23 protein-coding genes and 1 riboswitch are annotated in these 26,686 nt (G+C 70.4%); of the genes, 19 read left to right on the top strand and 4 right to left on the bottom strand.

Annotated features, from left to right (window positions below):
• Nucleotides 1-20 precede the first annotated feature (20 nt).
• The 6 genes from FNM00_RS11005 to FNM00_RS10980 all read left to right on the top strand — a co-directional run bounded on the left by FNM00_RS11005 (nt 21) and on the right by FNM00_RS10980 (nt 5,699).
• Complete coding sequence (locus FNM00_RS11005; protein WP_143913590.1) at nt 21-1,037, top strand: FecCD family ABC transporter permease; 1,017 nt, start codon at nt 21-23, stop codon at nt 1,035-1,037.
• Nucleotides 1,038-1,199: 162 nt separating this feature from the next.
• Nucleotides 1,200-2,009, top strand: coding sequence for an ABC transporter ATP-binding protein (locus tag FNM00_RS19225; RefSeq protein WP_143913589.1), 810 nt, complete (start codon nt 1,200-1,202; stop codon nt 2,007-2,009).
• Nucleotides 1,991-2,641 (top strand): (2Fe-2S) ferredoxin domain-containing protein, encoded by a 651-nt coding sequence (locus FNM00_RS10995; RefSeq protein ID WP_143913588.1) that lies wholly within the window; start codon nt 1,991-1,993, stop codon nt 2,639-2,641. Before FNM00_RS19225 ends, FNM00_RS10995 begins: the two co-directional genes overlap by 19 nt.
• Complete coding sequence (locus FNM00_RS10990) at nt 2,638-3,639, top strand: ABC transporter substrate-binding protein (RefSeq protein WP_143913587.1); 1,002 nt, start codon at nt 2,638-2,640, stop codon at nt 3,637-3,639. Before FNM00_RS10995 ends, FNM00_RS10990 begins: the two co-directional genes overlap by 4 nt.
• On the top strand, nt 3,636-4,385 hold the full coding sequence (locus FNM00_RS10985; RefSeq protein WP_143913586.1) for a class I SAM-dependent methyltransferase: 750 nt from the start codon (nt 3,636-3,638) through the stop codon (nt 4,383-4,385). The genes FNM00_RS10990 and FNM00_RS10985 overlap by 4 nt, the downstream gene beginning before the upstream one ends.
• A 171-nt stretch (nt 4,386-4,556) precedes the next feature.
• Nucleotides 4,557-5,699, top strand: coding sequence for a glycosyltransferase (locus FNM00_RS10980; RefSeq protein ID WP_221933693.1), 1,143 nt, complete (start codon nt 4,557-4,559; stop codon nt 5,697-5,699).
• An 81-nt stretch (nt 5,700-5,780) separates the two neighbouring features.
• On the opposite strand, the gene FNM00_RS10975 is transcribed toward FNM00_RS10980, so the two are convergent.
• On the bottom strand, nt 5,781-6,269 hold the full coding sequence (locus tag FNM00_RS10975) for a hypothetical protein (protein ID WP_143913585.1): 489 nt from the start codon (nt 6,267-6,269) through the stop codon (nt 5,781-5,783).
• Nucleotides 6,270-6,401: 132 nt separating this feature from the next.
• Nucleotides 6,402-6,482, top strand: a riboswitch (cobalamin riboswitch).
• 47 nt (nt 6,483-6,529) lie between these two features.
• On the opposite strand from FNM00_RS10975, the gene cobN reads away from it, so the two are divergent.
• The 5 genes from cobN to FNM00_RS10950 all read left to right on the top strand — a co-directional run bounded on the left by cobN (nt 6,530) and on the right by FNM00_RS10950 (nt 14,165).
• A complete protein-coding gene (gene cobN, locus FNM00_RS10970) occupies nt 6,530-10,108 on the top strand; it encodes a cobaltochelatase subunit CobN (RefSeq protein WP_143913584.1) in 3,579 nt (1,192 codons plus the stop codon).
• A gap of 94 nt (nt 10,109-10,202) precedes the next feature.
• Nucleotides 10,203-10,952, top strand: a complete 750-nt coding sequence (cobF, locus tag FNM00_RS10965) for a precorrin-6A synthase (deacetylating) (RefSeq protein WP_143913582.1) — start codon at nt 10,203-10,205, stop codon at nt 10,950-10,952.
• A gap of 94 nt (nt 10,953-11,046) precedes the next feature.
• The gene (locus FNM00_RS10960) at nt 11,047-12,528 is read left to right on the top strand and encodes a cobyric acid synthase (protein ID WP_143913580.1); all 1,482 of its coding nucleotides are present in this window, start codon (nt 11,047-11,049) and stop codon (nt 12,526-12,528) included.
• 16 nt (nt 12,529-12,544) lie between these two features.
• The gene (locus FNM00_RS10955) at nt 12,545-13,297 is read left to right on the top strand and encodes a cobalt-precorrin-6A reductase (RefSeq protein WP_143913578.1); all 753 of its coding nucleotides are present in this window, start codon (nt 12,545-12,547) and stop codon (nt 13,295-13,297) included.
• Nucleotides 13,298-13,373: 76 nt separating this feature from the next.
• Complete coding sequence (locus FNM00_RS10950; protein ID WP_143913576.1) at nt 13,374-14,165, top strand: sulfite exporter TauE/SafE family protein; 792 nt, start codon at nt 13,374-13,376, stop codon at nt 14,163-14,165.
• Between the two features lie 107 nt (nt 14,166-14,272).
• Here FNM00_RS10950 and FNM00_RS10945 read toward each other — a convergent pair whose 3' ends face one another.
• The 3 genes from FNM00_RS10945 to FNM00_RS10935 all read right to left on the bottom strand — a co-directional run bounded on the left by FNM00_RS10945 (nt 14,273) and on the right by FNM00_RS10935 (nt 17,829).
• Nucleotides 14,273-15,316, bottom strand: a complete 1,044-nt coding sequence (locus tag FNM00_RS10945) for a coiled-coil domain-containing protein (protein WP_143913574.1) — start codon at nt 15,314-15,316, stop codon at nt 14,273-14,275.
• Entirely contained in the window at nt 15,306-16,727 is a 1,422-nt protein-coding gene (locus FNM00_RS10940) for a coiled-coil domain-containing protein (RefSeq protein WP_185973097.1), read from the bottom strand. Before FNM00_RS10940 ends, FNM00_RS10945 begins: the two co-directional genes overlap by 11 nt.
• 172 nt (nt 16,728-16,899) lie before the next feature.
• Entirely contained in the window at nt 16,900-17,829 is a 930-nt protein-coding gene (locus FNM00_RS10935; RefSeq protein WP_143913570.1) for an NAD(P)/FAD-dependent oxidoreductase, read from the bottom strand.
• 65 nt (nt 17,830-17,894) lie between these two features.
• On the opposite strand from FNM00_RS10935, the gene FNM00_RS10930 reads away from it, so the two are divergent.
• The 8 genes from FNM00_RS10930 (at nt 17,895) to FNM00_RS10895 (ending at nt 26,566) form a co-directional block, all read left to right on the top strand.
• Entirely contained in the window at nt 17,895-18,488 is a 594-nt protein-coding gene (locus tag FNM00_RS10930) for a helix-turn-helix domain-containing protein (RefSeq protein ID WP_143913568.1), read from the top strand.
• Nucleotides 18,489-18,535: 47 nt separating this feature from the next.
• A complete protein-coding gene (locus FNM00_RS10925) occupies nt 18,536-20,791 on the top strand; it encodes a SpoIIE family protein phosphatase (protein ID WP_143913567.1) in 2,256 nt (751 codons plus the stop codon).
• 321 nt (nt 20,792-21,112) lie between these two features.
• Nucleotides 21,113-23,827: a hydrogen gas-evolving membrane-bound hydrogenase subunit E gene (gene mbhE, locus FNM00_RS10920; protein WP_143913565.1), complete on the top strand. Its 2,715-nt coding sequence runs from the start codon at nt 21,113-21,115 to the stop codon at nt 23,825-23,827.
• Nucleotides 23,824-24,141, top strand: coding sequence for a sodium:proton antiporter (locus FNM00_RS10915; RefSeq protein WP_143913563.1), 318 nt, complete (start codon nt 23,824-23,826; stop codon nt 24,139-24,141). The genes mbhE and FNM00_RS10915 overlap by 4 nt, the downstream gene beginning before the upstream one ends.
• Entirely contained in the window at nt 24,138-25,613 is a 1,476-nt protein-coding gene (locus FNM00_RS10910; RefSeq protein WP_143913561.1) for a monovalent cation/H+ antiporter subunit D family protein, read from the top strand. Before FNM00_RS10915 ends, FNM00_RS10910 begins: the two co-directional genes overlap by 4 nt.
• The gene (locus FNM00_RS10905; RefSeq protein WP_143913559.1) at nt 25,610-25,960 is read left to right on the top strand and encodes a Na+/H+ antiporter subunit E; all 351 of its coding nucleotides are present in this window, start codon (nt 25,610-25,612) and stop codon (nt 25,958-25,960) included. Before FNM00_RS10910 ends, FNM00_RS10905 begins: the two co-directional genes overlap by 4 nt.
• Before the next feature lie 31 nt (nt 25,961-25,991).
• The gene (locus tag FNM00_RS10900) at nt 25,992-26,249 is read left to right on the top strand and encodes an MrpF/PhaF family protein (protein WP_143913557.1); all 258 of its coding nucleotides are present in this window, start codon (nt 25,992-25,994) and stop codon (nt 26,247-26,249) included.
• Complete coding sequence (locus FNM00_RS10895; protein ID WP_143913555.1) at nt 26,246-26,566, top strand: cation:proton antiporter; 321 nt, start codon at nt 26,246-26,248, stop codon at nt 26,564-26,566. Before FNM00_RS10900 ends, FNM00_RS10895 begins: the two co-directional genes overlap by 4 nt.
• Nucleotides 26,567-26,686: the final 120 nt, after the last annotated feature.

Below are 26,686 nucleotides of genomic sequence, written 5' to 3'. Positions count from 1 at the left end.
GAACGAGGACGCCGAAGGCGGTGCGCTCCTGGTCGATCGTCCTGCTGTCGGTGGCGCTCGTCGGCTCGCTGGGCGTCGCACTCGCGATCGGATCCGTGCACGTGCCGCTCCCGACGGTGCTCGAGGTGGTCGTCCGCCGGATGGGGCTGGCCGATCTTCCCGTCGAGCCGATCGATGACCGGATCGTGTGGCAGATGCGGATGCCACGTGTGCTCGGTGCGGCGGCCGTCGGAGCGGGTCTCGCGATCGTCGGAGTGGTCCTGCAGTCGATCACCCGCAACGACCTCGCCGATCCGTACCTGCTCGGCATCTCCCAGGGCGCCACGGTCGGCGCGGTCTCGGTGCTCGTCCTCGGCTTCGGCGCCGGCCTGGCCGCGACCACCGCGCTGACGGTCGGGGCCTTCGCCGGTGCGCTCATGGCGCTCGTCGTGGTGCTGATCGTCGCGGCAGGACGCAGTGGCCGGCTCACGCCGGCCCGGACCGTCCTCGCGGGTGTCGCCGTCGGGCAGGTCTGTGCGGCGTACACCTCGTTCACCGTCGTCGTGAGCGACCAGCACGATGCCGCGCGTCGTGTCCTCAGCTGGACGCTGGGCTCGGTCGCGGGGGTGCGCTGGGGAGCCGCGATCTTCCTGCTGGTCGTCGCGGTGCTGACCGTGGTCGTGCTCTGGTCCTTCTCGTCCACGCTCGATGCCTTCGCCTTCGGCGAGGTCGCCGCGAGCGCGTTGGGGGTGAGCGTGCCGGTGTTCCGGTGGATCGCCCTCACCGGCACGGCACTCGTGACCGCCTCGCTCGTCGCCTTCAGCGGCGCGATCGGCTTCGTCGGCCTCGTGGTGCCGCACGTCATGCGCCTCGTCCTCGGGCCCCGGCACACCATCCTGTTGCCGGCGAGCGCCCTTGGAGGAGCGGTGCTGCTGGTGTGGGCGGATCTCATCGCCCGTTCGATCGTTCCCGGTCAGGAGCTGCCGGTCGGTGTCGCCACCGCCCTGGTGGGAGCGCCCCTGTTCGGCTATCTGCTGTGGAGAGGAGCCCGGTCATGAGCGAGCGGAGCGAGCGAAGGTTGGGCTCTATCTCATGCCGCCGTCGTCCTACTGTGTGCTTTTTCGAGGCGGTGGCGGCATGAGCGAGCGGAGCGAGCGAAGGTTGGGCTCTATCTCATGCCGCCGTCGTCCTAGCGTTCTTTTCTTTGAGGCGGTGGCGGCATGAGCGAGCGGACGATGGGCAGTCTGACGGCCCAAGGGGTCACGTGGATCGCGGGCGGCACGACGATCCTCGATGGCATCGACGTGACCTTCAAACCCGGTCTGTTCACCGGGATCATCGGCCCGAACGGCTCCGGCAAGACCTCGCTGCTGCATCTGCTCGCGGGCGTCAACCAGCCGTCGAGCGGCCTCGTGACACTCGACGGTGAGGCCCTGACGAGCCTGCGATCCAGGGAGCGGGCCCGCCGAGTGGCGCTGCTGGAGCAGCATGCCGAGACGGGACTGGATCTCACGGCCCGCGATGTCGTGGAGCTCGGCCGCATCCCGCACCGCAGCCGTTGGCCCGGTGCCGTGCACGACGACGCGGAGACGATCGAGCGGGCGATGCATCGGGGCCGGGTCACCGCCCTCGGGGACCGGCGGTGGGCGACGCTCTCCGGCGGTGAACGGCAACGCGTCCAGCTCGCGAGGGCGCTCGCCCAGGAGCCCGAGGTGCTCCTGCTCGACGAGCCCACCAATCACCTCGACCTCGGCCACCAGATCGCCTTCCTGCGCACGGTGCGCGAGACCGCGCCGACCGCGATCGCCGCGCTGCACGATCTCGACCTGGCGGCGGCCTACTGCGACGAGTTGATCGTCATGCAAGGCGGGCACATCGTCGCTCACGGTGCCACCGACGATGTCCTCACCGCGGAGTTGATCCGCGACGTCTACGGTGTCGAGGCCGTCGTCGAGACGCATCCGGTGGCTCAGCGCCGCACGATCGTGTGGGTCGCGGGAGGTGAGCACGCATGCCGGCGTCCGTCGTGATCGTCGCGATGGCGGTCGACGCGGTGAACGATCACTCGGCCCTGGCCGAACTCGCGGAGGTCACCGGCGCGTCGGTCGCCTATCTCCAGCGAGGAGAGCCCTCGTTGGTCGATGAGTTGAGCCGGCTGGCCGACGACGGGGTCGCTCACGTGCGACTCGTCCGGCTGCCCGCCGCCGGTGCCGCCCCGGCCCGTTCCTGGTTGCGCCGCGTGGCGGCGCACTGGGTGCGCGAGCATCCCGGAGTCCGGGTCGAGGTGGTCGCCTCCGCGGTCACCGGGCGCGAGGCGCCGTTGCGGTCGTCCGCCTGGGAGGACGTTCCGGGCTTCCGCCATCACCTGCTCGTGTGCCGTGGCCCGCGCTGTTCCGCATCCGGCGCCGCGACCACCGCCGAAGCCCTCAGCACCGCGCTGCACGAGCGCGAGCTGGGCGACGAGGACGTGCTCGTCACCCAGACGGGCTGTCTCTTCCCTTGCAATCACGCGCCGGTCGTGGCGGTGCACCCCGACGACACCTGGTACGGGCCCGTCACGGGGGCCGATGTCGGCGAGCTCGTCGACGAGCACCTCATCGACGGCCGCCCCGTCGACCGCCTGCGCCGACCGCGCATCATCTCCGAAAGGACCACCTCATGAGAACCCGATCCTTCGTCGCGGGCGTCAGCGCCCTCGGCCTGCTCGCCGCCTGCGGCTCGACCACCGACACGACCGATGCCGGCACCTCCGCCGAGGGCTACCCGATCGTGGTGGAGAACTGCGATCGGGAGGTCACGATCGAGTCCCCGGTCGAGCGCGCCGTGGTCATCAATCAACCGGCGACCGAGCTCGTGCTGAGCCTCGGACTCGCTGATCGGATCGAGGCCGTGGGGGTGTCGGACTCCCAGGTCATCGAGGACGTCAAGGAGGACTTCGAGAAGGTCGACAAGTTCGACGAGGAGTTCCCCGCGCTGGAGCGTGTGCTCGACGTCGAACCCGATCTCGTCTACTCGACCTTCGCGTACACCTTCACCTCAGAGGGGATCGGAGATCAGGAGCGGTTCGATGAGCTGGGCGTACCGACGTATCAGTCGCCGAGCGAGTGCGGCGGCCAGGACGCCGAGCAGACCAGCGAGCTCAGCCTCGACGACCTGTACGACGAGATCGCCGATGTCGCCGAGCTCTTCGATGTCCAGGATGCCGGCGACGAGCTGACGACCGAGCTGCGCGATCGAGCCGAGGCGGCGACCGAGGACCTCGGTGCCGAGGATGTCTCGCTCGCGTGGTGGTACTCCTCGACGCGCACCCCGTACATGGCCGGATGCTGTGGGGCGCCGGGCCTGATGACCCGTGCGGTCGGGGCGACCAATGCCTTCGAGGATCAGCGTCAGCTGTGGCCCGAGATCGGCTGGGAGTCGATCCTCGACCGCGACCCCGATGTGCTGGTGCTCGCCGACCTGGAGCGTGGCGACGACGGTGACAGCGCGGAGGCCAAGATCGCCTTCCTGGAGTCCGATCCGGTGGCGAGCCGGCTGACGGCGGTCAAGGAGCGTCGCTACATCATCCTCGGAGGGACGACGATGGATCCCTCGATCCGCAATGTCGACGGCATCGAGCAGATCGCCGAGGGGCTGCGGGACCTGGGGCTCGTCGGATGACCGCCGCCGATCTCGTGCGGCACTGGGACGACCAGCAGGCCGCCTACATCGCCGAACGCGAGCAGCGGTTCGCCGTCATGGTCGATATGCTGCGGCAGGTCGCGGGCGACGAGCCGATGACCGTCCTCGACCTGGCCTGCGGGCCGGGTTCGCTGGCCGCCCGCGTCCTCGACGCGGTGCCGAACTCCCGGGTAGTGGCGGTCGACTACGACCCGGTGCTCCTGGACCTGGCGGCGGAGTACCTGGCGCCCTATGGCGATCGGGTGCGGATCGTGGACGCCGATCTGACCGGCGAGTGGCGGGGGGCCGTGGCGGAGGAGGGCTTCGCCGGCGCCATGTCGACGACGGCGCTGCACTGGCTGTGGCCTGCTGACCTCGTCCGCCTCTTCGCGGAGGTCGCCGAGGTCCTGCGACCGGGAGGGGTCTTCCTCGACGGCGACCACTTCCGATTCGACGGACGCTCGCCGCACATCGCGCGCTGGGCCGCCGACCACGATCGTCGCACCCAGGAGGAGGCCTTCGCCGCCGGCGCGCAGACCTGGGACCGGTGGTGGGGGTCGCTGAGCGAGCGCCCCGGCCACGCGGAGCGAGTCGCCGAGCGCGACCGCCGGTTCACGGGCCGAGTGGCGACGCCGTCGACCGCGATCGACTTCCGGCTCGCGGCGCTGTCGCAGGCCGGCTTCGCCGAGGTCGGCACCGCCTGGCAGCTCTACGACGACTACGTCACCTACGCCGTGCGCGGTTGACGCCCCGCCTTGCCGCGCGACGACGGAGCGGGCACGGTGGTGACGATCACCGAGAGGACGCCCGAGCGGCTGCGCATACTGTTCGCGCCCGAGACATTCAACTTGGGGGAGACCTCACGGGCGGTAGAAGTGGCGCGGGCGGTGCGAGACGCGGGGCACGAGGTGCGGTTCATGGGCTATTCGCGCCGTTTCGCCGACCACATCACCTCGGCCGGCTTCGACCTGGAACTGCTCGACCCGGAGCTGAGCGAGGCCGATGCGGACCGGTTGATCGCGGTCGACCAGGGCCGGGCGATCCGTCATCCGTTCACGACGTCGATGATCCGCGAGCGCGTGCGCAGCGAGCCCGCCCTCATCGAGCGATGGCAGCCGCACGTCATCGTCATCGGAACCACGCTGTCGTTGTTCATCTCGGCCCGCGCCGCTCACGTGCCGCTGGTCTATGTCCGGCCCCTGGCGATGAGCCGCGGACATCTCACCAGCATGACGACCTTCCCGCTGGTCATGGCGAGGGGCGGTCTCGGCTCAGCGGTCAATCGGCTGGCGGGCACGGCGACGCGTACCGCGGCGACGGCGCTGCGATGGAAGCCGCGCTCCTTCCGCGTCGTCGCGGCCGAGCGGGGTGTGCGGCTGCCGGACCGCACGGTCGACGCTCTGGACGCGGACGTGAACCTGATCGTCTCGGCCTGGCCCGTCCCGTCCTCGAAGCTGGCGGACAATGAGCACCTGGTCGGGCCCGTCTATGCGCGGACCGACGGCGAGCTGCCCGCCGAGCTGCTGGAGTTCGAGGACCGCCGCCGGCCGGTCGTCTATGTCGGTCTGGGCTCGTCGGCGCGCCGGTCCTCGGCGCGGTCCATCCTCGGCCGGCTCGCGCCGATGGACATCGACATCGTCACGACCGCCGGCCGCTATCTCACCGACGACGATCGTGCGTCGCTGCCTGCCAACATCCGGGTGTACGACTTCCTGCCCGCGCATCAGCTCGTCGGGTTGATCGACGCCTCGGTGATCCACGGCGGGGAGGGGACGGTACAGACCGCCTGCGCGTCGGGAGCTCCGTTCGCCGGGATCGGTCTGCAGCCGGAGCAGCGCTTCAACCTCGACGAGTGCGCCCGCTTCGGCAATGCCCTGCGGTTCTCGACCTCCGATGTGCGCCGTCGGCGTCTGCCCGGGCTCGTCGAACGCCGCCTGCACGACGAGGGGATGCGGCAGGCGGCACGGGTCCTCGCGGACCGCATCCGAGATCTCGACGGGGCCGCGGTCAGCGCCGCACACATCATCGACCTCGCCCGCGAGACCGCGCCCGACCATTGACCGGCCCCGAGCCGTGAACCATCCCGCACTCGAGGTGCGGCGGTGCGTGATAATCCACCGCCCCCAGGTCCCAGGAGGGGATCAGCGAGTTCCGTACCGTTGGCGGGCACCTTGGTGGCTGACGCCGAGGGCGGCGGCGATCTCCACCCAGGTGACCCCTCGGGCCCGGGCATCGTGCACTGCATCGGTGACCGCTCGCTCGGCCGCGGCGCGGCCCGCGACCGCTGCTCTGATCGGTTCCGTCGCCGAGATATCGCGCATCGGGGCGGTGGCAGGATCGATCTCCTCGATCCTGTCGAGGGCTTCCTGGTCACTGAGCCGTATCCGTGCCGTCATGGTCATGCTCCCTTCGGTCGTCTCAGGGCCAGAACTTCGGCCGTGCTCGCATCGCGTGAACCGCTCGCGGATCGAGTCCGCGATCCCCACCTCGATGATCCGACCATCGCGGGCGGCACCGATCACCAACAGGACCTCGTCTCTGCCCTCGTATACCCGAAGGAGGTGACGAAGGGCGTGAAGGATGTCCTCATCGGCGATGTCGTGCCGTCGTGCGCTGGCCGTGATCCTCACGAATGCAACATTAATTGCATTCTACGTCGTGTCGAGATCGTTATCCACACCCTCGCTCAGCACGCGGGCCGCCCCTCGGACCGGGGCGCGCGCCGCCCGGATACGCTGGGCGCACTCACGTCGACGCGATCTCAGGAACCCGGTGCGAGACCGGGGCGGTTCCGCCACTGTGAGGCCGCGCGGGCATCGTCCGCGAGGCCGAGCCAGACACTGAACGCGACGATTCCGACTGATAGGGGCGAGAACCCCGAGGAGGAAGCATGACGCGCATCGCGTTGCTGTCCACATCCGACACCGATCTGCTCTCCGCGCGCGCAAGTGGTGCCGACTACCGCTTCGCCAACCCGGTGCGGTTGACCGACGAGCAGATCGCGGCGCTCGTGGGCGAGGCCGATCTCGTCGTCGCCCGCATCCTCGGATCGCCCGACGACGTGCCGACGGCGGTGCGCGAGGCCACCGTCCCGATCGTCGTCCTCGGCGGCGAGCAGCAGCCGAGCGCCGAGCTCATGGAGCACTCCACCGTCCCGATGGGTGTGGCCGCCGAGGCACATCGCTACCTCGCCGAGGGCGGTCCGGCCAACCTCGCCCAGCTCCACGCCTTTCTCTCCGACACGATCCTGCTGACCGGCGAGGGCTTCGAGCCGCCCGCCGTCCTGCCGACGTGGGGGTGGAGCGAGCGCCCCGAACGTCCCGCGGACCTCCCGCGCATCGGCATCCTCTACTACCGCGCGCACGAGGCGAGCGGCAATACGGAGTTCGCCCATGTGCTCGCCGATGCGATCGACGCCACCGGCGAGGCCGTGGGCAGGCCGGTCTTCTCCTCCTCGCTGCGTTCGGCCCCCGATGACCTCTATGCGGCGCTCGGCACCCTCGATGCGCTCATCGTGACCGTCCTCGCGGCGGGTGGCCAGGTGCCCGGCGCCGTGAGTGCGGGCGGCGACGATGAGACCTGGGATGTCGAGCGCATCGCTGCCCTCGACATCCCGGTCCTACAGGGCCTGTGCCTCACCTCCAGCCGCGCTGAATGGGAGGCCAATGACGACGGCGTGACCCCGCTGGACTCGGCCAACCAGGTCGCCATCCCCGAGTTCGACGGCCGCATCATCACCGCGCCGTTCTCCTTCAAGGAGATCGACGCCGACGGCCTGCCGCGCTACGTCGCCGACGAGGAGCGCTGCCGCCGCGTCGCCGGCATCGCCGTCAATCACGCGCGCCTGCGCCGCACCCCGCCCGCCGAGCGCAAGCTCGCGCTGATGCTGTCGGCGTACCCGACCAAGCACAGCCGCGTCGGCAACGCCGTCGGCCTCGACACCCCGGTCTCGACGGTGCGGTTGCTGCGGCGTCTGCGCGACGCCGGCTACGACCTGGGCGACGACCCGACCATCACTCGCGTGCTCGACATGGACGATGACACCGAGGCGGGCGACACCCTCATCCACGCGCTCATCGACGCGGGCGGCCAGGACGAGGAGTGGTTGACCTCGGGTCAGCTCACCGAGAGCCACGTGCGCATCCCGGCCGCCGACTATGAGCAGTGGATCGCCGACCTGCCTGCCGAACTGGTCGACGAGGTCACCGAGGCGTGGGGTGCCGCACCGGGCACGCTCTTCGTCAACGATCGTCAGGAGATCGTGCTGGCCACGATCACCAGTGGCAATATCGTCATCCTCATCCAGCCGCCCCGCGGCTTCGGAGAGAACCCGGTCGCGATCTACCACGACCCCGATCTCGCGCCGAGCCACCACTATCTCGCCGCCTACCGCTGGCTCGAGCGCGGCTTCGGTGCGCACGCGGTGGTCCACCTGGGCAAGCACGGGTCGATGGAGTGGCTGCCGGGCAAGAACGCCGCGCTCTCGGCCTCGTGCGCCACGGATGCCGCGATCGGCAGCATGCCGCTCATCTACCCCTTCCTCGTCAACGATCCGGGCGAGGGCGCGCAGGCCAAGCGCCGCGCCCACGCCACGATCGTCGACCATCTGATCCCGCCGATGGCGCGCGCCGAGTCCTATGGTGATATCGCCCGGCTGGAGCAGCTGCTCGACGAGTACGCCAATATCCAGGCGATGGACCCCGCCAAGCTGCCTGCCATCCGCGCCGAGATCTGGACCCTCATGCACGCGGCCGAGATGCACCGCGACCTCGGTCTGGACGAACGGCCGGGTGACGAGGAGTTCGACGACTTCCTGCTGCACGTCGACGGTTGGCTGTGCGAGGTCAAGGACGCGCAGATCCGCGACGGTCTGCACGTGCTCGGCCAGGCCCCCGGCGGCGAAGCGCGTGTCAACCTCGTGCTGGCCATCCTGCGCGCCTCACAGGTCTGGGGTGGTGAGACCGGTGCTGTCCCCGGGCTCCGTGCCGCACTCGGGCTGAAGGAAGGTGCCGACGAGCTGGGGGCTGTCGACGAGATCGAGCAACGCGCCCGTGAGCTCGTCCTTGCGATGGAGGAGGCGGGCTGGGATGCCTCGGCGGCCACCGGACTGCACGATGATCCCGAGGTGGTGCGCGTGCTGGAGTTCGCCGCCACGCAGGTCGTGCCGCGGCTGGCCAAGACCACCGACGAGCTCGACGCGGTCCTGCACGCCCTCGACGGCGGGTTCATCCCCGCCGGCCCGTCGGGATCGCCGCTGCGCGGTCTCGTCAACGTGCTGCCGACCGGACGCAATTTCTACACCGTCGACCCGCGCGCCGTGCCCTCGCGACTCGCCTACGAGACCGGCGTGGCGATGGCCGACTCGCTGGTCCAGCGACACCTCGACGAGACGGGGGAGTACCCCACCTCGGTCGGTTTGTCGGTGTGGGGCACGTCGGCGATGCGCACGAGCGGCGACGATATCGCCGAGGTGCTGGCGTTGCTCGGCGTGCGCCCGTCCTGGGACGGGGCCTCGCGCCGCGTCAACGGCCTCGACATCGTGCCGCTGGAGGAGCTGGGACGTCCGCGCATCGACGTGACCGTGCGGATCTCGGGCTTCTTCCGCGACGCCTTCCCGCATGTCATCGCGATGCTCGACGACGCGGTCGCCCTCGTCGCCGAGCTCGACGAGCCCGCCGATCAGAACTACGTCCGCGCCCACACCGCGGCCGATCTGATCGAGCACGGCGACGAGCGCCGCGCCCGCACCCGCATCTTCGGCTCCAAGCCGGGGTCCTATGGTGCGGGCATCCTGCAGACCATCGAGGCGGGCAACTGGCGCGATGACAACGATCTCGCCGAGGTCTACACCGCCTGGGGCGGCTTCGCCTACGGCCGCGACCTCGACGGGGCCCCCGCTGCGGATGACATGCGCGCCAACTACCGGCGCATCCAGGTCGCGGCCAAGAACATCGATACGCGCGAGCACGACATCGCCGACTCCGACGATTACTTCCAGTACCACGGCGGCATGGTCGCCACGGTGCGCGCGCTGACGGGCAAGGACCCCAAGGCCTATGTGGGCGACTCGACCACGCCTGATGCGGTCAAGACTCGTACGCTGTCGGAAGAGACCAGTCGGGTGTTCCGCTCGCGCGTGGTCAATCCGCGGTGGATCGGCGCGATGCAGCGGCACGGCTATAAGGGCGCCTTCGAGCTCGCGGCGACCGTCGACTATCTCTACGGCTTCGATGCGACCACCGGTGTGGTGCACGACTGGATGTACGAGCAGCTCGCGCAGTCCTATGTGCTGGACGAGCAGACCCAGGAGTTCATGCGGCAGTCGAATCCGTGGGCCCTGCGCGGCATCGTCGAGCGCCTGCACGAGGCCGCTGATCGGGGTCTGTGGGCTGAGCCCGATCCGGACACCCTCGCCGCCCTCCAGTCCGTCTACCTCGAGGTCGAGGGTGAGCTCGAGGACCGCCAGTGACCGAAGCGCGGGGACGAGACGCAGGATGTGACTCTGTGGTTGCTATGACGACCACCGAAGCACATCTCGCGTCCGTCGCGACCGGGGGTGTGCGATGAGGGTGCGGGTCGTGGGGATCGGGCCGGGGGGCGTCGATCAGCTGACGGTCGAGGCGGTTGAAACGCTGCGATCGGTCTCGGCCTATCTCGTCGTCGAGAAACGCGAGGACGACCCGCTCGTCGCCGCCCGTGAGGCGATCATCGCGCGCCACGTCCCCGACCCGCCGCCGATGCTCACCGTCCGAGACCCTGAACGGGACCGCAGCGCTCGGGTGGCCGGCGACGAGGCCGCCTACCAGCGAGCCGTCGCTGACTGGCACGCCGCACGAGCCGAGCGCTTCGCCATCGCTCTCGATGAGGCCGATGGCGATGTCGCGATCCTCGTCTGGGGCGACCCCGCCTTCTACGACTCCACTCTGCGTATCCTCGATCGCGTGGCGGCGGACCGATCCCTCGATGTCGACGTGATCCCCGGCGTCTCGAGTCTGCAACTGCTCGCCGCCCGGCACGCCATCGTGCTGCACGAGATCGGCCGGCCGCTGCACCTGACCACCGGCCGCAAGCTGTCCGAGGCCGTCGAACGCGGCGAGGGCAATATCGCCGCGATGCTGCTGTCCTCGATCGACTCCTTCGCCGCGCTGAGCGACTGGACGGTCTGGTGGGGCGCCAACCTCGGAACCGCTCACGAGGCGCTCGCCCACGGGACGGTCGCCGAGGTGCTTCCCGACATCCGCGCTGCCCGCGACCGGGTCAAGGACGAGGCCGGCTGGATCATGGACCTCGCCCTCCTGCGGAAACCCTCATGAGGTTAGACGCGGGCAACGGAGGATGTGATTCGGTGGTCGCTCTGGCAACCGCGGAATCACATCTTCCGTTCCTTGCGGGAGGGGGTGGAATGCGATGAGCGCGCGACTGCTGGTCGCGGGGACGACCTCGGACGCGGGCAAGTCGGTCGTCACCACCGCACTCTGCCGCGCCTATGCCCGGCGCGGCATCCGGGTTGCGCCGTACAAGGCGCAGAACATGTCCAATAACTCGATGGTGTGCGCCGACGAGGCGGGCACGACCGCCGAGATCGGCCGCGCGCAGTGGATCCAGGCGCTCGCCGCCCGGGCCCGCCCCGAGCCCGCCATGAATCCCGTGCTGCTCAAACCCGGCAGCGACCGCCGCAGCCATGTTGTGGCGATGGGCAAGCCCGCCGGCACCATCTCCTCGATGGACTTCGCCCGGGGCCGGCGCCACCTGGCCACCCTCGCCCACGATGCCTTCGACGACCTCGCGAGCCGCTACGACCTCGTGATCGCCGAGGGTGCGGGCAGCCCCACCGAGATCAACCTGCGCGCCAGCGACTACGTCAACATGGGCCTCGCTCAGCACGCCCGGATGCCCGTCGTGGTGGTCGGCGATATCGACCGCGGTGGCGTGTTCGCGGCCTTCTACGGCACCGTCGCGCTGCTCGACGCCGCCGACCAGGCCCTCGTCGCCGGTTTCGTGGTCAACAAGTTCCGCGGCGACGAGCGTCTGCTGCGCCCGGGCCTGGACGCCATCGAGGAGCGCACGGGCCGCCGCGTCTACGGCACGCTGCCGTGGGACGCCGGACTGTGGCTGGACTCCGAGGATGCCCTGGACCTGGAGAGCCGTCGCGATCAGCGCAGCTCCGATCCTTTGCGGGTCGCCGTCGTCCGCCTCCCGCGGGTCAGCAACTTCACCGATGTCGACGCGCTCGCCCTCGAACCCGGTGTGGACGTGCGTTTCGTGAGCGATGCACAGGGTCTCGACGATGCCGACCTCATCGTCCTGCCCGGCACCCGCACGACCATCGGCGACCTGGCCTGGCTCCGCGCCCGCGGCCTCGACACGCCCATCGTCAGCCATGCTCGCCGTGGGGGAGCGGTGCTCGGGATCTGCGGGGGCTTCCAGATGCTCGGGCGGTCGATCACCGACGAGGCCGGTGTCGAAGGCGACCCTGGGGCACGAGTCGAGGGACTCGGACTGCTCGATGTCGAGACGCGGTTCGAGGCCGAGAAGGTCCTGCGGCTCCCGGTGGGAGAGGCTCTCGGTCACGAGGTGTCCGGGTACGAGATCCATCACGGGCGGGTCACCGTGCAGGGCGGCGAGGAGTTCCTCGGCGGCGCCCACGCGGGATCCGCCTGGGGCACGATGTGGCACGGCAGCCTGGAGTCCGACGGATTCCGCCGAGCGCTGCTGACCGAGGTCGCCGGCAGGGCCGGGCGCGAACTCCCGTCATCGGACGTCTCCTTCGCGACGGCGCGTGAGGCTCGCATCGACCTGCTCGCCGACCTCGCCGAGTCCCATCTCGACCTCGATGCCCTCCTCGATCTGGCCACGTCCGGACCGGGACGGATGCGGACCCTGGCATGAGTGAGCGAGGCACGGCATGACGGTTCTGGTGCTGGGCGGGACGAGTGAGGCGCGGGAGGCGGCCCGACTGCTCGACGAGGCCGGGACACCCTTCCTCTCCTCGCTCGCGGGACGGGTCGCGAGGCCTCGCCTGCCGGTGGGCCCGGTGCGGGTCGGCGGCTTCGGGGGAGTCGACGGCCTGCGCGCCTACCTGCGCACTGAGAGCATCGCGGCCGTCCTCGACGCGACCCATCCGTTCGCGGAGCAGATCACCCGCAACGGCTACGCGGCAGCGCGTGCGGAGGACCTGCCGTATGTGCGCCTCGCCCGTCCCGGATGGAGCGACGCCCCGGGGGCGGGGACCTGGCACTGGGTCGCCGACCACGACGAGGCGGCATCGACCGCCGCATCACTGGGTCGGCGACCGATGCTCACGATCGGCCGCCGCCACCTCGGCCATTTCCTCGGCCCGCTCGCCGACCGCGCGGCGCTGGTCCGCGTGGTTGACGAGCCCGACCATCAGGTGCCGTCCGGCTGGACGGTTCTGCCGAGCCGCGGACCGTACACCCTCGACGGCGAACGCGCGTTGATGCGCGAGCACGACATCGATGTCGTCGTCACGAAGGACTCCGGCGGCTCGTACACGTGGCCGAAACTCGAGGTCGCCGCCGAACGCGGCGCCGCGGTGGTGGTCGTGCGCCGTGCACCGTCCCCGTGGCCGCCCGGCGAGGTCGTCGAGCATGCCGAGCCGACGAGCGCCGTCTCAGCGATCACCGCTCTCATCGGGTGAGGAAGCGCGGCAGATACGCTGTTGCGGTGACGCATGGGGAGGGGCGGAGGTCCGCCACGATCATCGGTGCCGTCCGGTGAGCGTCGTGGAGATGGTGCTGGTCCTGTTCGCGGGAGTCGGCGCCGGGGTCATCAACACGATCGTCGGATCGGGGACCCTCATCACCTTCCCCACGCTCGTCGCCTTCGGCGTCCCCCCGGTCACCGCGACGATGAGCAATGCGGTCGGCCTCATCCCGGGCAATATCTCCGGCTCGTTCGGCTACCGTCGTGAGCTCGCCGGACAAGGGCGCCGCGTCGCGCTGTTCCTGCCGGCCTCCCTCGCCGGCGCGCTGGGCGGAGCCTGGCTGCTGCTCCACCTGCCCGAGGACGCGTTCGTCTCCATCGTGCCGTGGCTGCTGGTCCTGGCCCTCGTGCTGGTCGTGGCCCAGCCGATGCTCCAGCGCTATGTGCGGAGCCGTGGTCCTCGCCCACCAGGGGAACGGGAGATCGGCCTGGGGCGCGCGGCGCTCCTGCTCCCGCTGATCGCCCTCTGCGGCGTCTACGGCGGCTACTTCGCCGCCGCACAGGGCATCCTGCTGGTGGGGATCCTGGGACTCCTGCTCCCGGACACGCTGCAGCGTCACAACGCGCTCAAGAACATCCTCGTGATGGCCGTCAACAGCGTCGCCGCGACCACCTATGTCATCGTGGCGTCCACCGGCGGCAGGCACCCCATCGACTGGACGGCCGTCGGGCTGATCGCCGCCGGCTCCCTCGTCGGTGGCTGGATCGGCGCGCGCGTCGGTCGCCGACTCCCGCCGGCCGTGCTGCGAGCCTGCATCGTCGTGCTCGGCCTCGTGGCGATCTGGACCTTGGTGCGGCTCTGACCCGACCGTGAGCGGGAGCGGTGACCTACGCACCCCTCAAGACAGTTGAGGCGTGCGTAAGTCACCGCTCCCGGGGCTGAGACGTGCGTAAGTCACCGCTCGGCGGCTCAGGACTTGTCGTCGCCGCCGAGGTCGATGACGCGCGTGCGCTCGGTCGCGTCCTCGTCCTCGACCGGCTCGATCTGCGAGGTCTCGTCGGACTCCGCGGAGTCGGTCTCGCCGTCGACGACTCCCTCGGTCTCGACCTCCTCCGCGTCCGCGAACGGGTCGGCGAACTGGACATTGCCGCCGGTCAGGGTCGCGAGCATCTGCCGCACATTGGACAGCTGAGCGTTGATGGCATCCCGGCGCTGCGATGCCGCCGCCAGCTCGCGCTCGGACTCCGACCGCACCTTGGCGGCCGTCGTCTTCGCCTCGCCGACGATCTGCTCGGCGCGCTGCTGAGCCTCGGTGAGGAGCCGGTTGGCCTCGCGGAGCCGATCCTGGTACTCGGCATCGGCCTCGGCCTGGCGCTTCTCCAGCCGCGACTCCAGCTCCGCGCTGCGACGCTCGGCCTCGGCCATCTGCTGCTGGAAGTCCGCCTCGACGGCCTCGCGGCGCTCAGCGAGGGTCTTCTCGAAGTCGGCCGCCGCCTTGGCTGCCTTGGCGCGCTGGCTCTCGTAGATCGCCTCGGCCTCCTGGAGGCGTCCGGCGGCCTCGCGGTCGGCGGCATCGATCCGGTCGTCGGCGGTGCGGCGGGCGTCCTCGAGGAGTCGGGCCACCTCGGCGTCCACATCGGCCCGGCGCTTCTCGGCGTAGAGATCGGCCTCGTCGCGGATCTGCTGCGCGGAGCCCTCGATCTCGGCCTGGCGCGCGTCGAGCTCGCTGCCGACGCGTTCCTTCAGCTCACTCGCCTCCTCCTCGGCGAGGGCGAGGATCTGGCCCACGCGAGCGCCCAGGTGCTCGAAGCTCGGCGGTTCCTGGGGCAGCTCGCTGGCGGTGCGCTCGGACTCCCGCTCCGCCTCGAGCTTCTCCAGATAGGCGGTGAGCTCGTTGATCCGCCGGCGAGCGATCGCGGCCTCGTCGGCGAGCGACTGGAGCCGGGCGTCGACCTGCGAAGGCTCGTAGCCGCGCAGGACCATGCGGAAGTCGGAAGGGGAATCAGGCGTCATGGGCGTCTTCCTCAGGGGTCGTGGTGGGATGCTCCGGCACGCTCAGCGCGGTGATGACACCGGACAGCTGACCGAGCTCGGACGTGATCTGATCGCGACGCTGGCGCAGGCTGGTGACCTCGTCACGGGCCTCGTCGAGCATCGTGCGGGCGGCGCTGCGCAGCTCGTCGGCCTCCTGGCGGGCCGATGCGAGCAGGCGATGGGCCTCCTCGCGGCGTGTCTGTACTTCGTCGTGTGCCTCGCGCTGCTTGCGGACGACCTCTTCGGCGACCCGGGTCCGCAGCATCTTGGCTCCCGACTCGGCCTCGCCGAGCCGGCGGTCGGCGCGCTCCCGGGAGGCGGCGGCGTAGTCATCGGCCTCGCGTCGCACCGTGGCGGCGTGGCGTTCCGCCTCGGCGGTCAGTGAGGCGGCGCGCTGCTCGGCCTCGCGCTGCACCGCGAGGCCGGCGTCCGCGAGCTCCTGGGCCTGATGGTCGGCATCGGCGATCTGGCCGGCGAGGCGCAGGCGCAGCCGCCGGACGACCTCGAGCGTCTGCGCGCGGGTGCGTCGGACGACCGCCGCGGCGTCGCGGTGGCCGCTCAGCCGGATCCGCTGCACCTCGAGCTCGGCGGTCTGCAGGAGCGAGGCGACGGTCTCGCGCGCCCAGGTCATCTGCTCCCCGGCCTCTGTGACGAGCCGGTCGGCCTCCGCGCGGGCCTCGTCGACGAGAGTGGTCGCCTGGTCGCGTGCGTCGGCGAGCTCCTGGGCGGCCTGGGCTCGTTGCTTCTCGGTATCGGCCTGGGCGGTCTCGCGCAGCTGCGTCGCCTCGGCGGTGGCCTGCTCGACGAGTTCGGTGGCTCGCCGCGTGGCCTCGTCGGTGATGGTGTCCGCGGCGGCCTGGGCCTCCGCCTCGCGGGTGGCGACGAGGTTCTCGGTGGCCGTGTCCTGCTCGGCAGCCCGGTCGGTGGCCTCGGTGAGGAGTCGTTCGGCTTCGGCGCGCGCGGATTCGAGGGTGGTGCGGGCCTCTTCGCTGTGACGGTCGAGGAGGGCGCGTGCTTCGGCCCTTTCGGTCTCGGCGGCCGCCCGGGCCTCGCCGAGCAGCTCATCGCGTTGCTGTTCGGCCGTGCTGATCATCACGCTGGCTTGGTCGCTGGCTTCGAGCAGGAGCTCGTGAGCGTCCTTGGATGCTTCGTCCCACTGGCCGCGGGCGCGATTGAGCGCGCTTGCGGCCTCGTCGTGGGCCTCCTGCGCGGCGGCGTGCAGCTGCTGGGCCTCGGCTTCGAGGCGGTGCGCCTCCTCGGTGGCGCGTTCGGCCTCGGCCTCGGCGTCGCGGCGCAGCTGATCGGCGACCTCCTGGGCACGTCGCAGCAGCGCGGCGACACCCCCGCCGGCCTCACCGGCGGGTGTCGATGTCGGCTGCTGAGTCCCCATGGTCACCGATTCTCCCACTCCGGTGAAAAGAGTCCAGGTGAGACCTCTCTCCCACCGTGGCGGTAGGCCATCAACGTCTCACTCTCGGCGGCGGTACGTGGTGAACCTCATCGCTGCCGTTCGAGGTTGACCACGTACCGCTCCCGCGGGGCGACCGATTCCTGGCGCCGGACTATCCGGCGGCGCGGGCAGCGTCCGCCATCACCAGGTCCGCGTTGACCCCGGCTCCCACGCGTACGCCGTCGTTGTGCGACTGCCCGACGATCGCGGAGAGATCCCGGGCATTGCCCGCGACCCAGACGCGATCCACCGGGGTACGGCCCGTCAGCGGGTCGCTCGGGATGATCAACCCGCCCATCGGGTGCTCCTCCAGCTCGCCGCCGAGACCGATGAAGACATCGGCTCGTGCCACCGATCGGGGTGCGACCGTGACGGCATCGGCAGGCAGGACGCTCCCGTCCGTCAGCGCGACCCCCACCAGTCGTCCGTTCTCGGACTCGATGTGGTCGACGGGGGTCGAGACCAGGCGATATCCGAGCGCCTCCAGCTGCCGCCGGGTGTCCGCCTCGATCTCGTCCACCGACGGACCCACGACGGTGAGCTCGCCGGCGAGATGGCCGAAGAGGAAGGCCTGGTGTGCGGCCATGGGGGTGGTGGCCAGCACCACGATGCGTTGGTCGCGGACCTCCCAGCCGTGGCAGTACGGGCAATGGAGCACCTGGGTGCCCCAGTGGTCGGCGAGCCCCGGAACGGCCGGGAGCTCGTCGGTGACGCCGGTCGCGAGAATCAGCCGGCGCACGATGAACTCCTCGCCCGAGGCGACGGTGATCGACAGGCCGTCGTCGACAGGGCGCGCCGCGGTGACACTGCCGTCGACATAGGTCACGTCGTAGGGAGCGGTGTCCTGGCGGCCGAGGGCGAGAAGCTCGCGAGGGGGAGTGCCCTCGCGGGTGAAGACATTGTGGGCGTGCTCGGCGGGCGCGTTGCGGGGGTGGCCGGCGTCGATCACGAGGACGGAGCGTCGGGAACGTCCGAGGGCGGTCGCGGCACCGATACCGGCGGGGCCGCCGCCGATGACGGCGACGTCATAGGAATCAGTCATGGCACCACCCTGCTCCCCCCGACGACTTCCAGCAAGCGTGTTTGCCGTTGTGGCAAACTGAGGGCATGGACTCCATCGATGCGGCCCTTTCCGGGGTGGGTGAGCGCCTCCGGGCGGTGCGTCGGGGCAGGCATCGAACCCTGGCTGATGTCGCCGACGCCACCGGCATCTCCGTCAGCACCCTCTCCCGGCTGGAATCGGGGCAGCGCAAGCCGACCCTGGAACTGCTGCTCCCGTTGTCGAGCGAGTACGCGATCCCCCTCGACGAGCTGGTAGGTGCTCCCGCGACGGGTGACCCACGCGTGCACGTGCGCCCCATCCGCCGCGACGGGCGGATCATCCTCCCGCTCAGCCGCGGGGCGACCGGGGTCATGGCCTACAAGCAGATCATCCAGGGACGAGACGTTCCCGCCACTCCGCAGCCGCGGGCACACCCCGGCTACGAATGGCTCTACGTCCTCAGCGGACGGCTCCGGCTCGTGCTGGGCGACCGCGACATGATCCTCGAGCCCGGTGAGCCGGCGGAGTTCGACACCCGCACTCCGCACTGGTTTTCCGCGGCCGATCGCGAACCGGTCGAGATCCTCGCCCTGTTCGACGCCGAGGGTCAACGCGTCCATGTGTCGGTACCAGGCGATACCATCGTCGGGACCGGTTGAGCAGTCAGGCGGTTTCCGACGATGAAAGTTGAGGACTGTACGTCGTGGTGCCCGAACAACCACCCGCTGCTCACACTCCGGCCTACGAGACGGCGACGCTGACCACCTGTGACCGCGAGCCGATCCACATCCCCGGTGCCATCCAGCCGCACGGCGTGCTCCTCGCGCTCGATCTCGACTTCCGGATCGTCGTGGCTTCCCAGAATGTCCAGTCCGCCCTCGGTGTGCCCGTCGAGGAGCTGATCGGCCGCGAGCTTGCCCACGCGATCGGCACCGTCGCCGCCGCCTCCGTGGTCGCCGCCATCGACGAGGAGGATCTCACCGAGCCGATCCACCTGGTGCTGCCGGACGATGTCCGTCGCGGCACCCTGCTCGGCGTGCTCGTCGACCTCGTCCTGCACCGTTCCGGCGAGCGGATCGTCGTGGAGATCGAGCCCGAGGACTTCGTGACGCAACGGCGCGTCACCTACCGCTCGGCGCGTGCCGCGATGAGCCGACTGACGGAGACTCAGACCATCGCTGAGCTCTGCGACCGGCTCGCGATCGAGGTGCGCGAGCTCACCGGATTCGATCGCGTGATGGTCTATCGGTTCGACGAGGAGTGGAACGGCGAGGTCGTCGCGGAGCAGAAGCGCGATGATCTCAACACCTTCCTCGGCCTGCACTATCCGGCCACGGACATCCCCGCGCAGGCCCGGCGCCTCTATACAGCCAACTGGACGCGGCTCATCGCCGATATCGGCTACGCGCCGGTCGCTCTCGATCCGGTGCTGGATCCCGGTACCGGCGCGCCCCTGGACCTGAGCTTCTCGGCGCTGCGCAGCGTCTCCCCGATCCACCTGGAGTACCTGAGCAATATGGGGGTCACGGCCTCCATGTCGGTCTCGATGGTCCGCGACGGCGAGCTGTGGGGGCTGGTGGCGTGCCACCACTACTCCGGTCCGCACCATGTGCCCCACGACGTCCGGTCGATGGCCGAGTTCCTCGGGCAGACCGCCTCGCAGCTGATCGACGAGCGCGAGCGATCCGATTCGCGTGTCGAGGAGCTCTATCTACAGGCCGTGCTCGCGGGCATCACCGCCCGCCTGGCCGCCGACGGGCGCCCGCCTCTGGAGGCGTTGATCGACGATCCCGCGCTGTTGGAGCTCGTGGGCGCCGATGGAGCGGCGCTCTGGGACGACTCCGGTCTGCATGCGGTCGGCGACATCTCCCGCGACGAAGCCCTGCTGAAGCGGGTCGTCGCCTTGACGCGCCGCGATGACGATGGGCTCGTCCAGGCCAGCAGCCGGCTCGCGCGACTCGCTCCGGAGCTGGCCGAGGTGGAGGACGCCCCTGCCGGCGCCCTGCTGGTGACCATGGCGGGCGGCTGGCTGCTGTTCACCCGCAACGAGCTCGTCGAGGTCGTCACCTGGGGAGGCGATCCGCGCAACAAGGAGCTCGCGCTCGCCGAGAACCCCGAGGTCCGGCTGAGTCCACGCAAGTCTTTCGAGAAGTGGCGCGGCGCGGTGCGCGGGCGCAGCGCGTCGTGGAGCGCGTGGCATCTCGAGACGGCCGACCGGCTCCGGCAGCTGTTGGAGGCCAAGATCGTGAGGCGCTCCAGGGAGCAGATCGCGATCGCGGAGTCCCTGCAGCGCACGATCGTCCTCGACGAGGCTCCCGAGGTCGAGGGCCTGAGCGTGTTCGCGCGCTACCGTCCCGCTGAAGGACAGCAGCTCGGCGGCGACTGGTGGGACGAGATCGTCTTGCGGGACGGCCGCACCGCATTCGTCATCGGCGATGTCGCGGGCCATGGTTTCACCGCCGCGACGGCGATGGCGCAGATCCGCACGGCGCTGCGGGCCTATCTCGACGATGCGGGTTCTCCGGCCGTAGCGCTCGACAAGCTGGACCGGCTGATGGGATCGCTCGTGCCCGGCCGCACCGCCACGGCACTCATCGCGATCTTCGATGCCCGCGACCTCACACTGGAGTTGGCGAGCGCGGGGCATCCGGGACCCATCCGCGTCCACGGCGGGGTCGCCCGGCAGATCGATGTCGAGCCGCGCCCGTTGCTGGGGATCGGCGTCGACGGCGGCGTGTCGACGCGGTTGCAGCTGGGCTCCGAGGACATCGTCCTGATGTTCACCGACGGCCTCGTCGAGCGACGACAGGTGCCGATCGACGAGTCCCTGGAGATCCTGCGTCAGGCCAGCGAGGGCGGTCCGCGGACCGCGCCATTGCCGCAGTGGGCCGACGCCCTCGTCGAGGCGGTCCCGGGCACCCTCGACGACGACACCACCCTGGTCGTCCTCCGGATCGACTGACCGAAAGCCCACTCGCCCCGAGGCTGGAGCGAGGCCACGCATGGGGTGGTGGTTTCGATACGCGGCCGGCTCGCAGAGCTCGCGGCCGCTACTCAACCACCGAGTTCTCCCGACCTTCGGTGGTCGAGTAGCTCAAGGCCGTCCGCGGCCGACGCAATGGAGCCAGCGCATCAAGGGTGTAGCCGCGCTGGGGCGAGGCCACGGCAGACGAGCTCTCGGTGGGGAGGGTGACGGGCGCCACCGGGGGCGCGGTAGGGTGCTCGTCAGGTGTGCCGGGAAGTCTGGTCGGCGATCGTGTCGTCGACCCCGGAAAGTCCACCTATGACCCTGATCGGCCTGCTCGCCGGAGGCTGGGCGCTGACCGCCTTGGCGCCGGTGCTGGCACGTGGCCTCGGCGCACGGGCCGGCTGGCCTCTCGCCGCCGGACTCCTGGGCCTCGCCGCCCTCGCGATGGCCCTCGGCCGAGATGGCACTGTCGTCGAGTCGGTCCCGTGGATTCCCTCGCTCGACGTCGCGTTGCGGTTGCGGCTCGACGGCCTGTCGCTGGTCTTCGTCCTGCTGGTGCTGCTCATCGGCGCGGTGGTGGTCGCGTACTCGACCTCCTACCTGCGCGGTAAGGCGACCGCCGGGTATTACACCCTGATGGTCGGTTTCGCCGCTGCGATGACGACCCTCGTGCTCGCCGACGACCTGGTGCTCCTGTTCGTGAGCTGGGAGCTGACGACGCTGTGCTCGTATCTGCTCATCCTGCGCTCGGGCCCGGAGGCAGCGCCGGCGGCGACGCGCACGCTGCTGATCACGGTGGCGGGCGGGCTCGCCCTGCTCGCAGCTGTCACGACGATCGTGGTGGTCACCGGCACCACACGGCTGAGCGTGGCCCTCGCCGATCCCGCGTGGGCCGAGCGGCCGGGCTTCGCTGCGACCGTCGCGGTGCTCGTCGCGGTCGCGGCGATGACCAAGTCGGCGCAGTTCCCCTTCCACGCCTGGCTGCCGGACGCGATGGTGGCCCCCGCGCCGGTCAGCGCCTATCTGCACGCCGCGGCGATGGTCAAGGCCGGCATCTACCTGCTGCTGCGTTTCGCCGATGCCGCCTCGCACGCCTCCGTGTGGCCGGTGCTGCTCATCGCGATCGGCCTGATCACCTCGGTCATGGGTGCCGTCTTCGCCCTGCAGCGCACCGACCTCAAGGCGCTGCTCGCGTACTCGACCGTGAGCCATCTGGGCCTGCTGACCTTGACGATCGGGATCGGCACCACCGCCGCGCTCACCGCCGCCCTCGTCCATGTGATCGCGCACGCCTGCTTCAAGTCGGCCGGTTTCATGTACGTCGGTCTGCTGGAGAAACGCGCGGGGACCCGGGAGATCCACGAGGTGAGCGGGCTCGCGCGCAGCATGCCGGTCGCCTCGGCGATGATCGCGCTGGCCGCGGCGGCGATGGCCGGATTGCCGCCCACCCTCGGGTTCGTGAGCAAGGAGTCAGTGCTCGAAGGCGTGCTCGACGGCCGCGGTTGGTGGCTCGCGATCGCCGTGGCGCTCTCGGCGGCGATCACGGTCGCCTACTGCGGCCGGATGCTGGTGTGGACCCTGCCCGGCCGCCCCACCGAGCTCACACCGTCGGCAGGTACCGGCCCGATGCTCGGAGCGGTGGCACTGACGGCCCTCGCCGCCGTCGGGCTGGGCCTCGTGCCAGGCACGCTCGACGGCATCATGGGCCGAGCCGTGACCGCTGCCGGTGGGACGGGAGCCGTGCACCTCGCGTTGTGGCACGGTCTCACTCCGGCGCTCGGTCTCTCGGTGCTCGCCATCGGCTTGGGCCTCCTGTTGATCGTGCTGCGCCGGCCGCTCGACCGGTTGCTCGACCGGCGCCTGTTCCCCGGAAGCGGGGTCGCTGCGGCGGATGCGCTGCAGCGGTGGACGATCGACACAGGCCGACGCGTCGGCGATCTCACCCGCACCGATGCTCCCGCGTTCCACCTGGCAGTCCCCATCGCCACCATCGGAGCCCTGGGCATCGCCGCCTTCGTCGCGCTCGACCCGTCTGTGGCGGCCACGGACTTCGAGGCCGCCGATGTGGTGCTGACGGCCTTCCTGCTCGCGGGCGTCGGCGCCGCGGTCGCCGCGCGCACGCCGCTCGGCGCGGTGATCAGCGTGGGCGTCGCGGGTTTCTGCGTCGCCACGTGGTTCTTCGCGCTGGGCGCCTCCGATGTGGCGCTGACGCAGCTGCTCGTCGAGATCCTGACGGTGGTCATCATGGTCCTCGCCCTCCGTCACCTGCCGGAGCGCTTCCCACGGGTGCCGGTGCGCTCGCGGGCGCGGCGAGCGGTGCCGGCCGTGGCTGCGGGCGCGGTGGCGACGATGGCGACCCTCGTACTCACCGGCCGGCCCGATCTGTCGCCGGCCGGAGAGTGGTTCGTCCGCAACGCCGAGGCCGAGACCGGTGGGGGCAATGTCGTCAACACGATCCTCGTCGACTTCCGCGCCCTCGACACCTTCGGCGAGCTGGTGGTGCTCGCGATCGCGGCGCTGTCGATCACCGCGCTGCTGCAGGCGCGCCGCCAGGTCACCCGCCCGGAGACGCCCCCGGACAACCGCCTGCTCGTCCCCGCGGAGCCGAACATGGTCTTCATCAAGGTGCTCGGCCGCGTGCTGGTGCCGCTCATGCTCATCGGATCGGTCTACGCGCTGCTCCGTGGCCACAACGCGCCCGGCGGCGGGTTCATCGCGGCCCTCATCGGCGCCGCGGCGCTCGCGATGCACTACCTCGCCGCACCCACCGACGAGGCCGCGCGGTCGAGGTTGCCGTATCTACCGATCGCCGGCGCCGGGATCGCCGTCGCGGCGATCACCGGATTCCTCGGGCTGGCCGAGGGATCCTTCCTCAAGCCGCTGCACGCCGATGTCCTGGGCTATCACTTCACCACCGCGCTGGTGTTCGACCTCGGCGTCTACCTGGCGGTGTTCGGGGTGATCCTCGGAGCGCTCAACCAGCTCGGGGTGCCCCGGGCTGGTGCAGGGACGGCGGGTGAGGCCCGATGATGCTCGCGCTCTCGGTCGGCCTCCTCATCGGCGGTGCCGTCTACCTGATGCTCCAGCGCACCTTCTTGCGCGTGGTCCTCGGCTTCGTGCTGCTGAGTCACGCGGTGAACCTGCTGCTCTTCAGCGCCGGCGGCTCGGAGCGGCGCGGTGAGCCGCTCGGCTCGGGCCTGCTCGGCTCCGTCACGGCCGACCCGCTGCCACAGGCCTTCGTGCTCACGGCCATCGTCATCGCCTTCGCGATCACGATGTACCTGCTCACGCTGGCGGTCACCGGCCGCGGCGAGAGCGACGACGACGAGGAGGCTGACGGATGACCCCGGAGCTTCTGCCGCTCTTCGTCGGCGTCCCGCTGCTGGCGGCGGGGGTGACGGCCTTCGCCGGCGACCGGCGCCGCTGGCCCCTGGTTCTGCTGTTCGCCGTGCTCGCCGCGCAGCTGACGGCCGCGGGCTCCCTCGTCGCTGCGACACGAGACGGCGAGGTCCTCGCGCACGGCGTCGGAGCGTGGGTGCCGGGCATCGCCATCCCCTTCGCCGGGGACATGCTCGCGGCGCTCATGCTGCTGTTCACCGGCTTCCTCACGCTGATGTGCTCCTGGTACGCCGTGGCCTCCGGGATCGGCCGAGTGCGGCTGTTCGCACCGCTCGTGCTCGCCCTCACCGCGGGTGTCAACGGGGCGCTGCTGACGGCCGACATCTTCAATCTGTTCGTCTTCATCGAGGTCATGCTGCTGCCCTCGTACGGGCTGCTCGTGCTGGCAGGGCGGGGGCGCGGCACGCTGCGCTCGGTGACCGGATCGCGGCTGTATGTGACCTTCAATCTCTTCGTCTCCACGCTGTTCCTGGCCGGGGTCGGACTGATCTACGGGACCGCCGGGACGGTGAACCTCGGCGAGCTGGCCGGTGCCGCCGCCGAGGACGGCCGGGTCGCCGTCGGAGCCGGTGTCGCGCTGGCGGCGCTGATGATGAAGGCCGCCACGATCCCCACGCACGGGTGGCTCGCGAGGGCATACCCCTCCACGTCGCCGGCCGTCACGGCGCTGTTCTCGGGGCTGCACACCAAGGTCGCGATCTACGCGATCTACCGCCTGTACGCGGTGCTCTTCGACGGTGACCAGCGGTGGCTCCCGATCGGGTTGACGATCTTCGCGCTGACGATGGCGGTCGGCGTGCTCGGAGCCGTGGGGGAGCACACCACCCGATCGATCCTCGCCTTCCACATGGTCAGCCAGATCGGCTACATCCTCGTCGGCGTCGGGCTGTTCACGGCCGCGGGGCTCGCGGCGGGCCTGTTCTATCTGCTCCACCACATGGTCGTGAAGGCTTCGCTGTTCCTGTCGACGGGGGCGGTGGAGGACACTTACGGCACCAACAGGATCGGCGAGCTGAGCGGTATCGGCCGCCGTGAGCCGGTCGTCGCGGCGGCCTTCGCGATCGCCGCGCTGTCGCTGGCCGGGCTGCCGCCGTTCTCCGGCTTCGTCGCCAAGCTGACGCTCATCATCGCGTCGATCGACGCGGGGCAGATCGCCGTCGCCGTGATCGCGATCGTCGTCAGCCTCGTGACCCTGCAGTCGATGCTGAAGATCTGGAACAACGTCTTCGTGTCGCCGCTGCCCGAGGGGGAAGGGCGCGAGCGGCGGATCGGCTGGTGGCTCGCCGCCCCGGCGGTGCTGACGGCGGCGGTCACGGTGGTCCTCGGCCTCGGCGCCCAGGGGCTGCTCGGCCTGACCGAGGTGGCGGCGGGCGGCCTGCTCGACACCTCGACTTATGTGGCGGAGGTGCTGCGATGACCTGGCCGTTGAGATTCGGATGGTTCGTGATCTGGTACGTCGGCCAGGTGTTCGTGAGTGCGGGTCAGGTGCTGCGCGACATCGCGACTCCGGGCCGTCAGGCGACACCTCGGGTTGTGCGGATGCCGTGCCAATCGCAGACGGACTTCCAGGTGGCGGCGATCGGCGCGCTCATCACCCTCACGCCCGGCACCCTGACGATCGGCGTAGTGGAGCGCGAGGGCGGGCGCGACCTGCTGGTGCATTCGATGTACGACGCCGACAACCCGACGGCCGTCGAGAACCTGCGGGACATGGAGGCGCGCATGTTGCGCGCGCTGACCCGGCACGGGGAGGTCCCGGCATGAGCGAGCACATCTCGGTCCAGGCGGTGACGGCATGACCGGAATCGAGATCGCCATGGTGGGCGTCGCGGTCGCGATCGCGCTGTCGATCGTGCGTATCGTCATCGGGCCGACCCCGGCGGACCGAGCGGTGGGAGCCGACCTGCTGAGCTTCGGACTCATCGCCGAACTGGCCTTGCTGGGCACCCGGCTCGGCCGGATGGGCACCTACGATCTCGTGCTCGTGGCCACGCTGGTGGCGTTCCTGTCGGCGGTGTCGCTGGCGCGTGTGATGGTCAGGGGGCGGCGATGAGCTGGTACGAGTGGCTCGGGCAGAGCTTGGTGGTGATCGGCGCCGTCATCTTCGTGATCGCCGGGGTGGGGCTGCTGCGGCTGCGTGATGTGTACATGCGGATCTCGGCGGTGGCGACGGCGGCGGGCCTCGGTGTCGCGTTCGTCGTGGGCGGCACTGCTCTGGTGGACCCGAGCCTGGACGATCTCATCAAGGTGATCATCGCGATCGGGCTGCAGCTGGCCACGTCGGTGGTGGGCGGCGTGGCGATCGCCCGCTCGGCCGTCCTGTCCGGTCATCGTTTCGCCGACACCGACACCACCGACCTCGACGACTGACAGTGATGATGTGGGTGAGCCCCGCAGCGGTCGTCCTGACTCAGCGACTGACTGACTGAGGGTCTTTAACGGGATCTGTCGGTCGATCCGCTGCGGGGCTCGTGTGCACTCACCAGACGA

The sequence above is a fragment of the Aeromicrobium piscarium genome (assembly GCF_007421815.1).
In the GTDB taxonomy this organism is placed as follows: domain Bacteria; phylum Actinomycetota; class Actinomycetes; order Propionibacteriales; family Nocardioidaceae; genus Aeromicrobium; species Aeromicrobium piscarium.
This window is presented reverse-complemented; position numbering and strand designations above follow the sequence as displayed.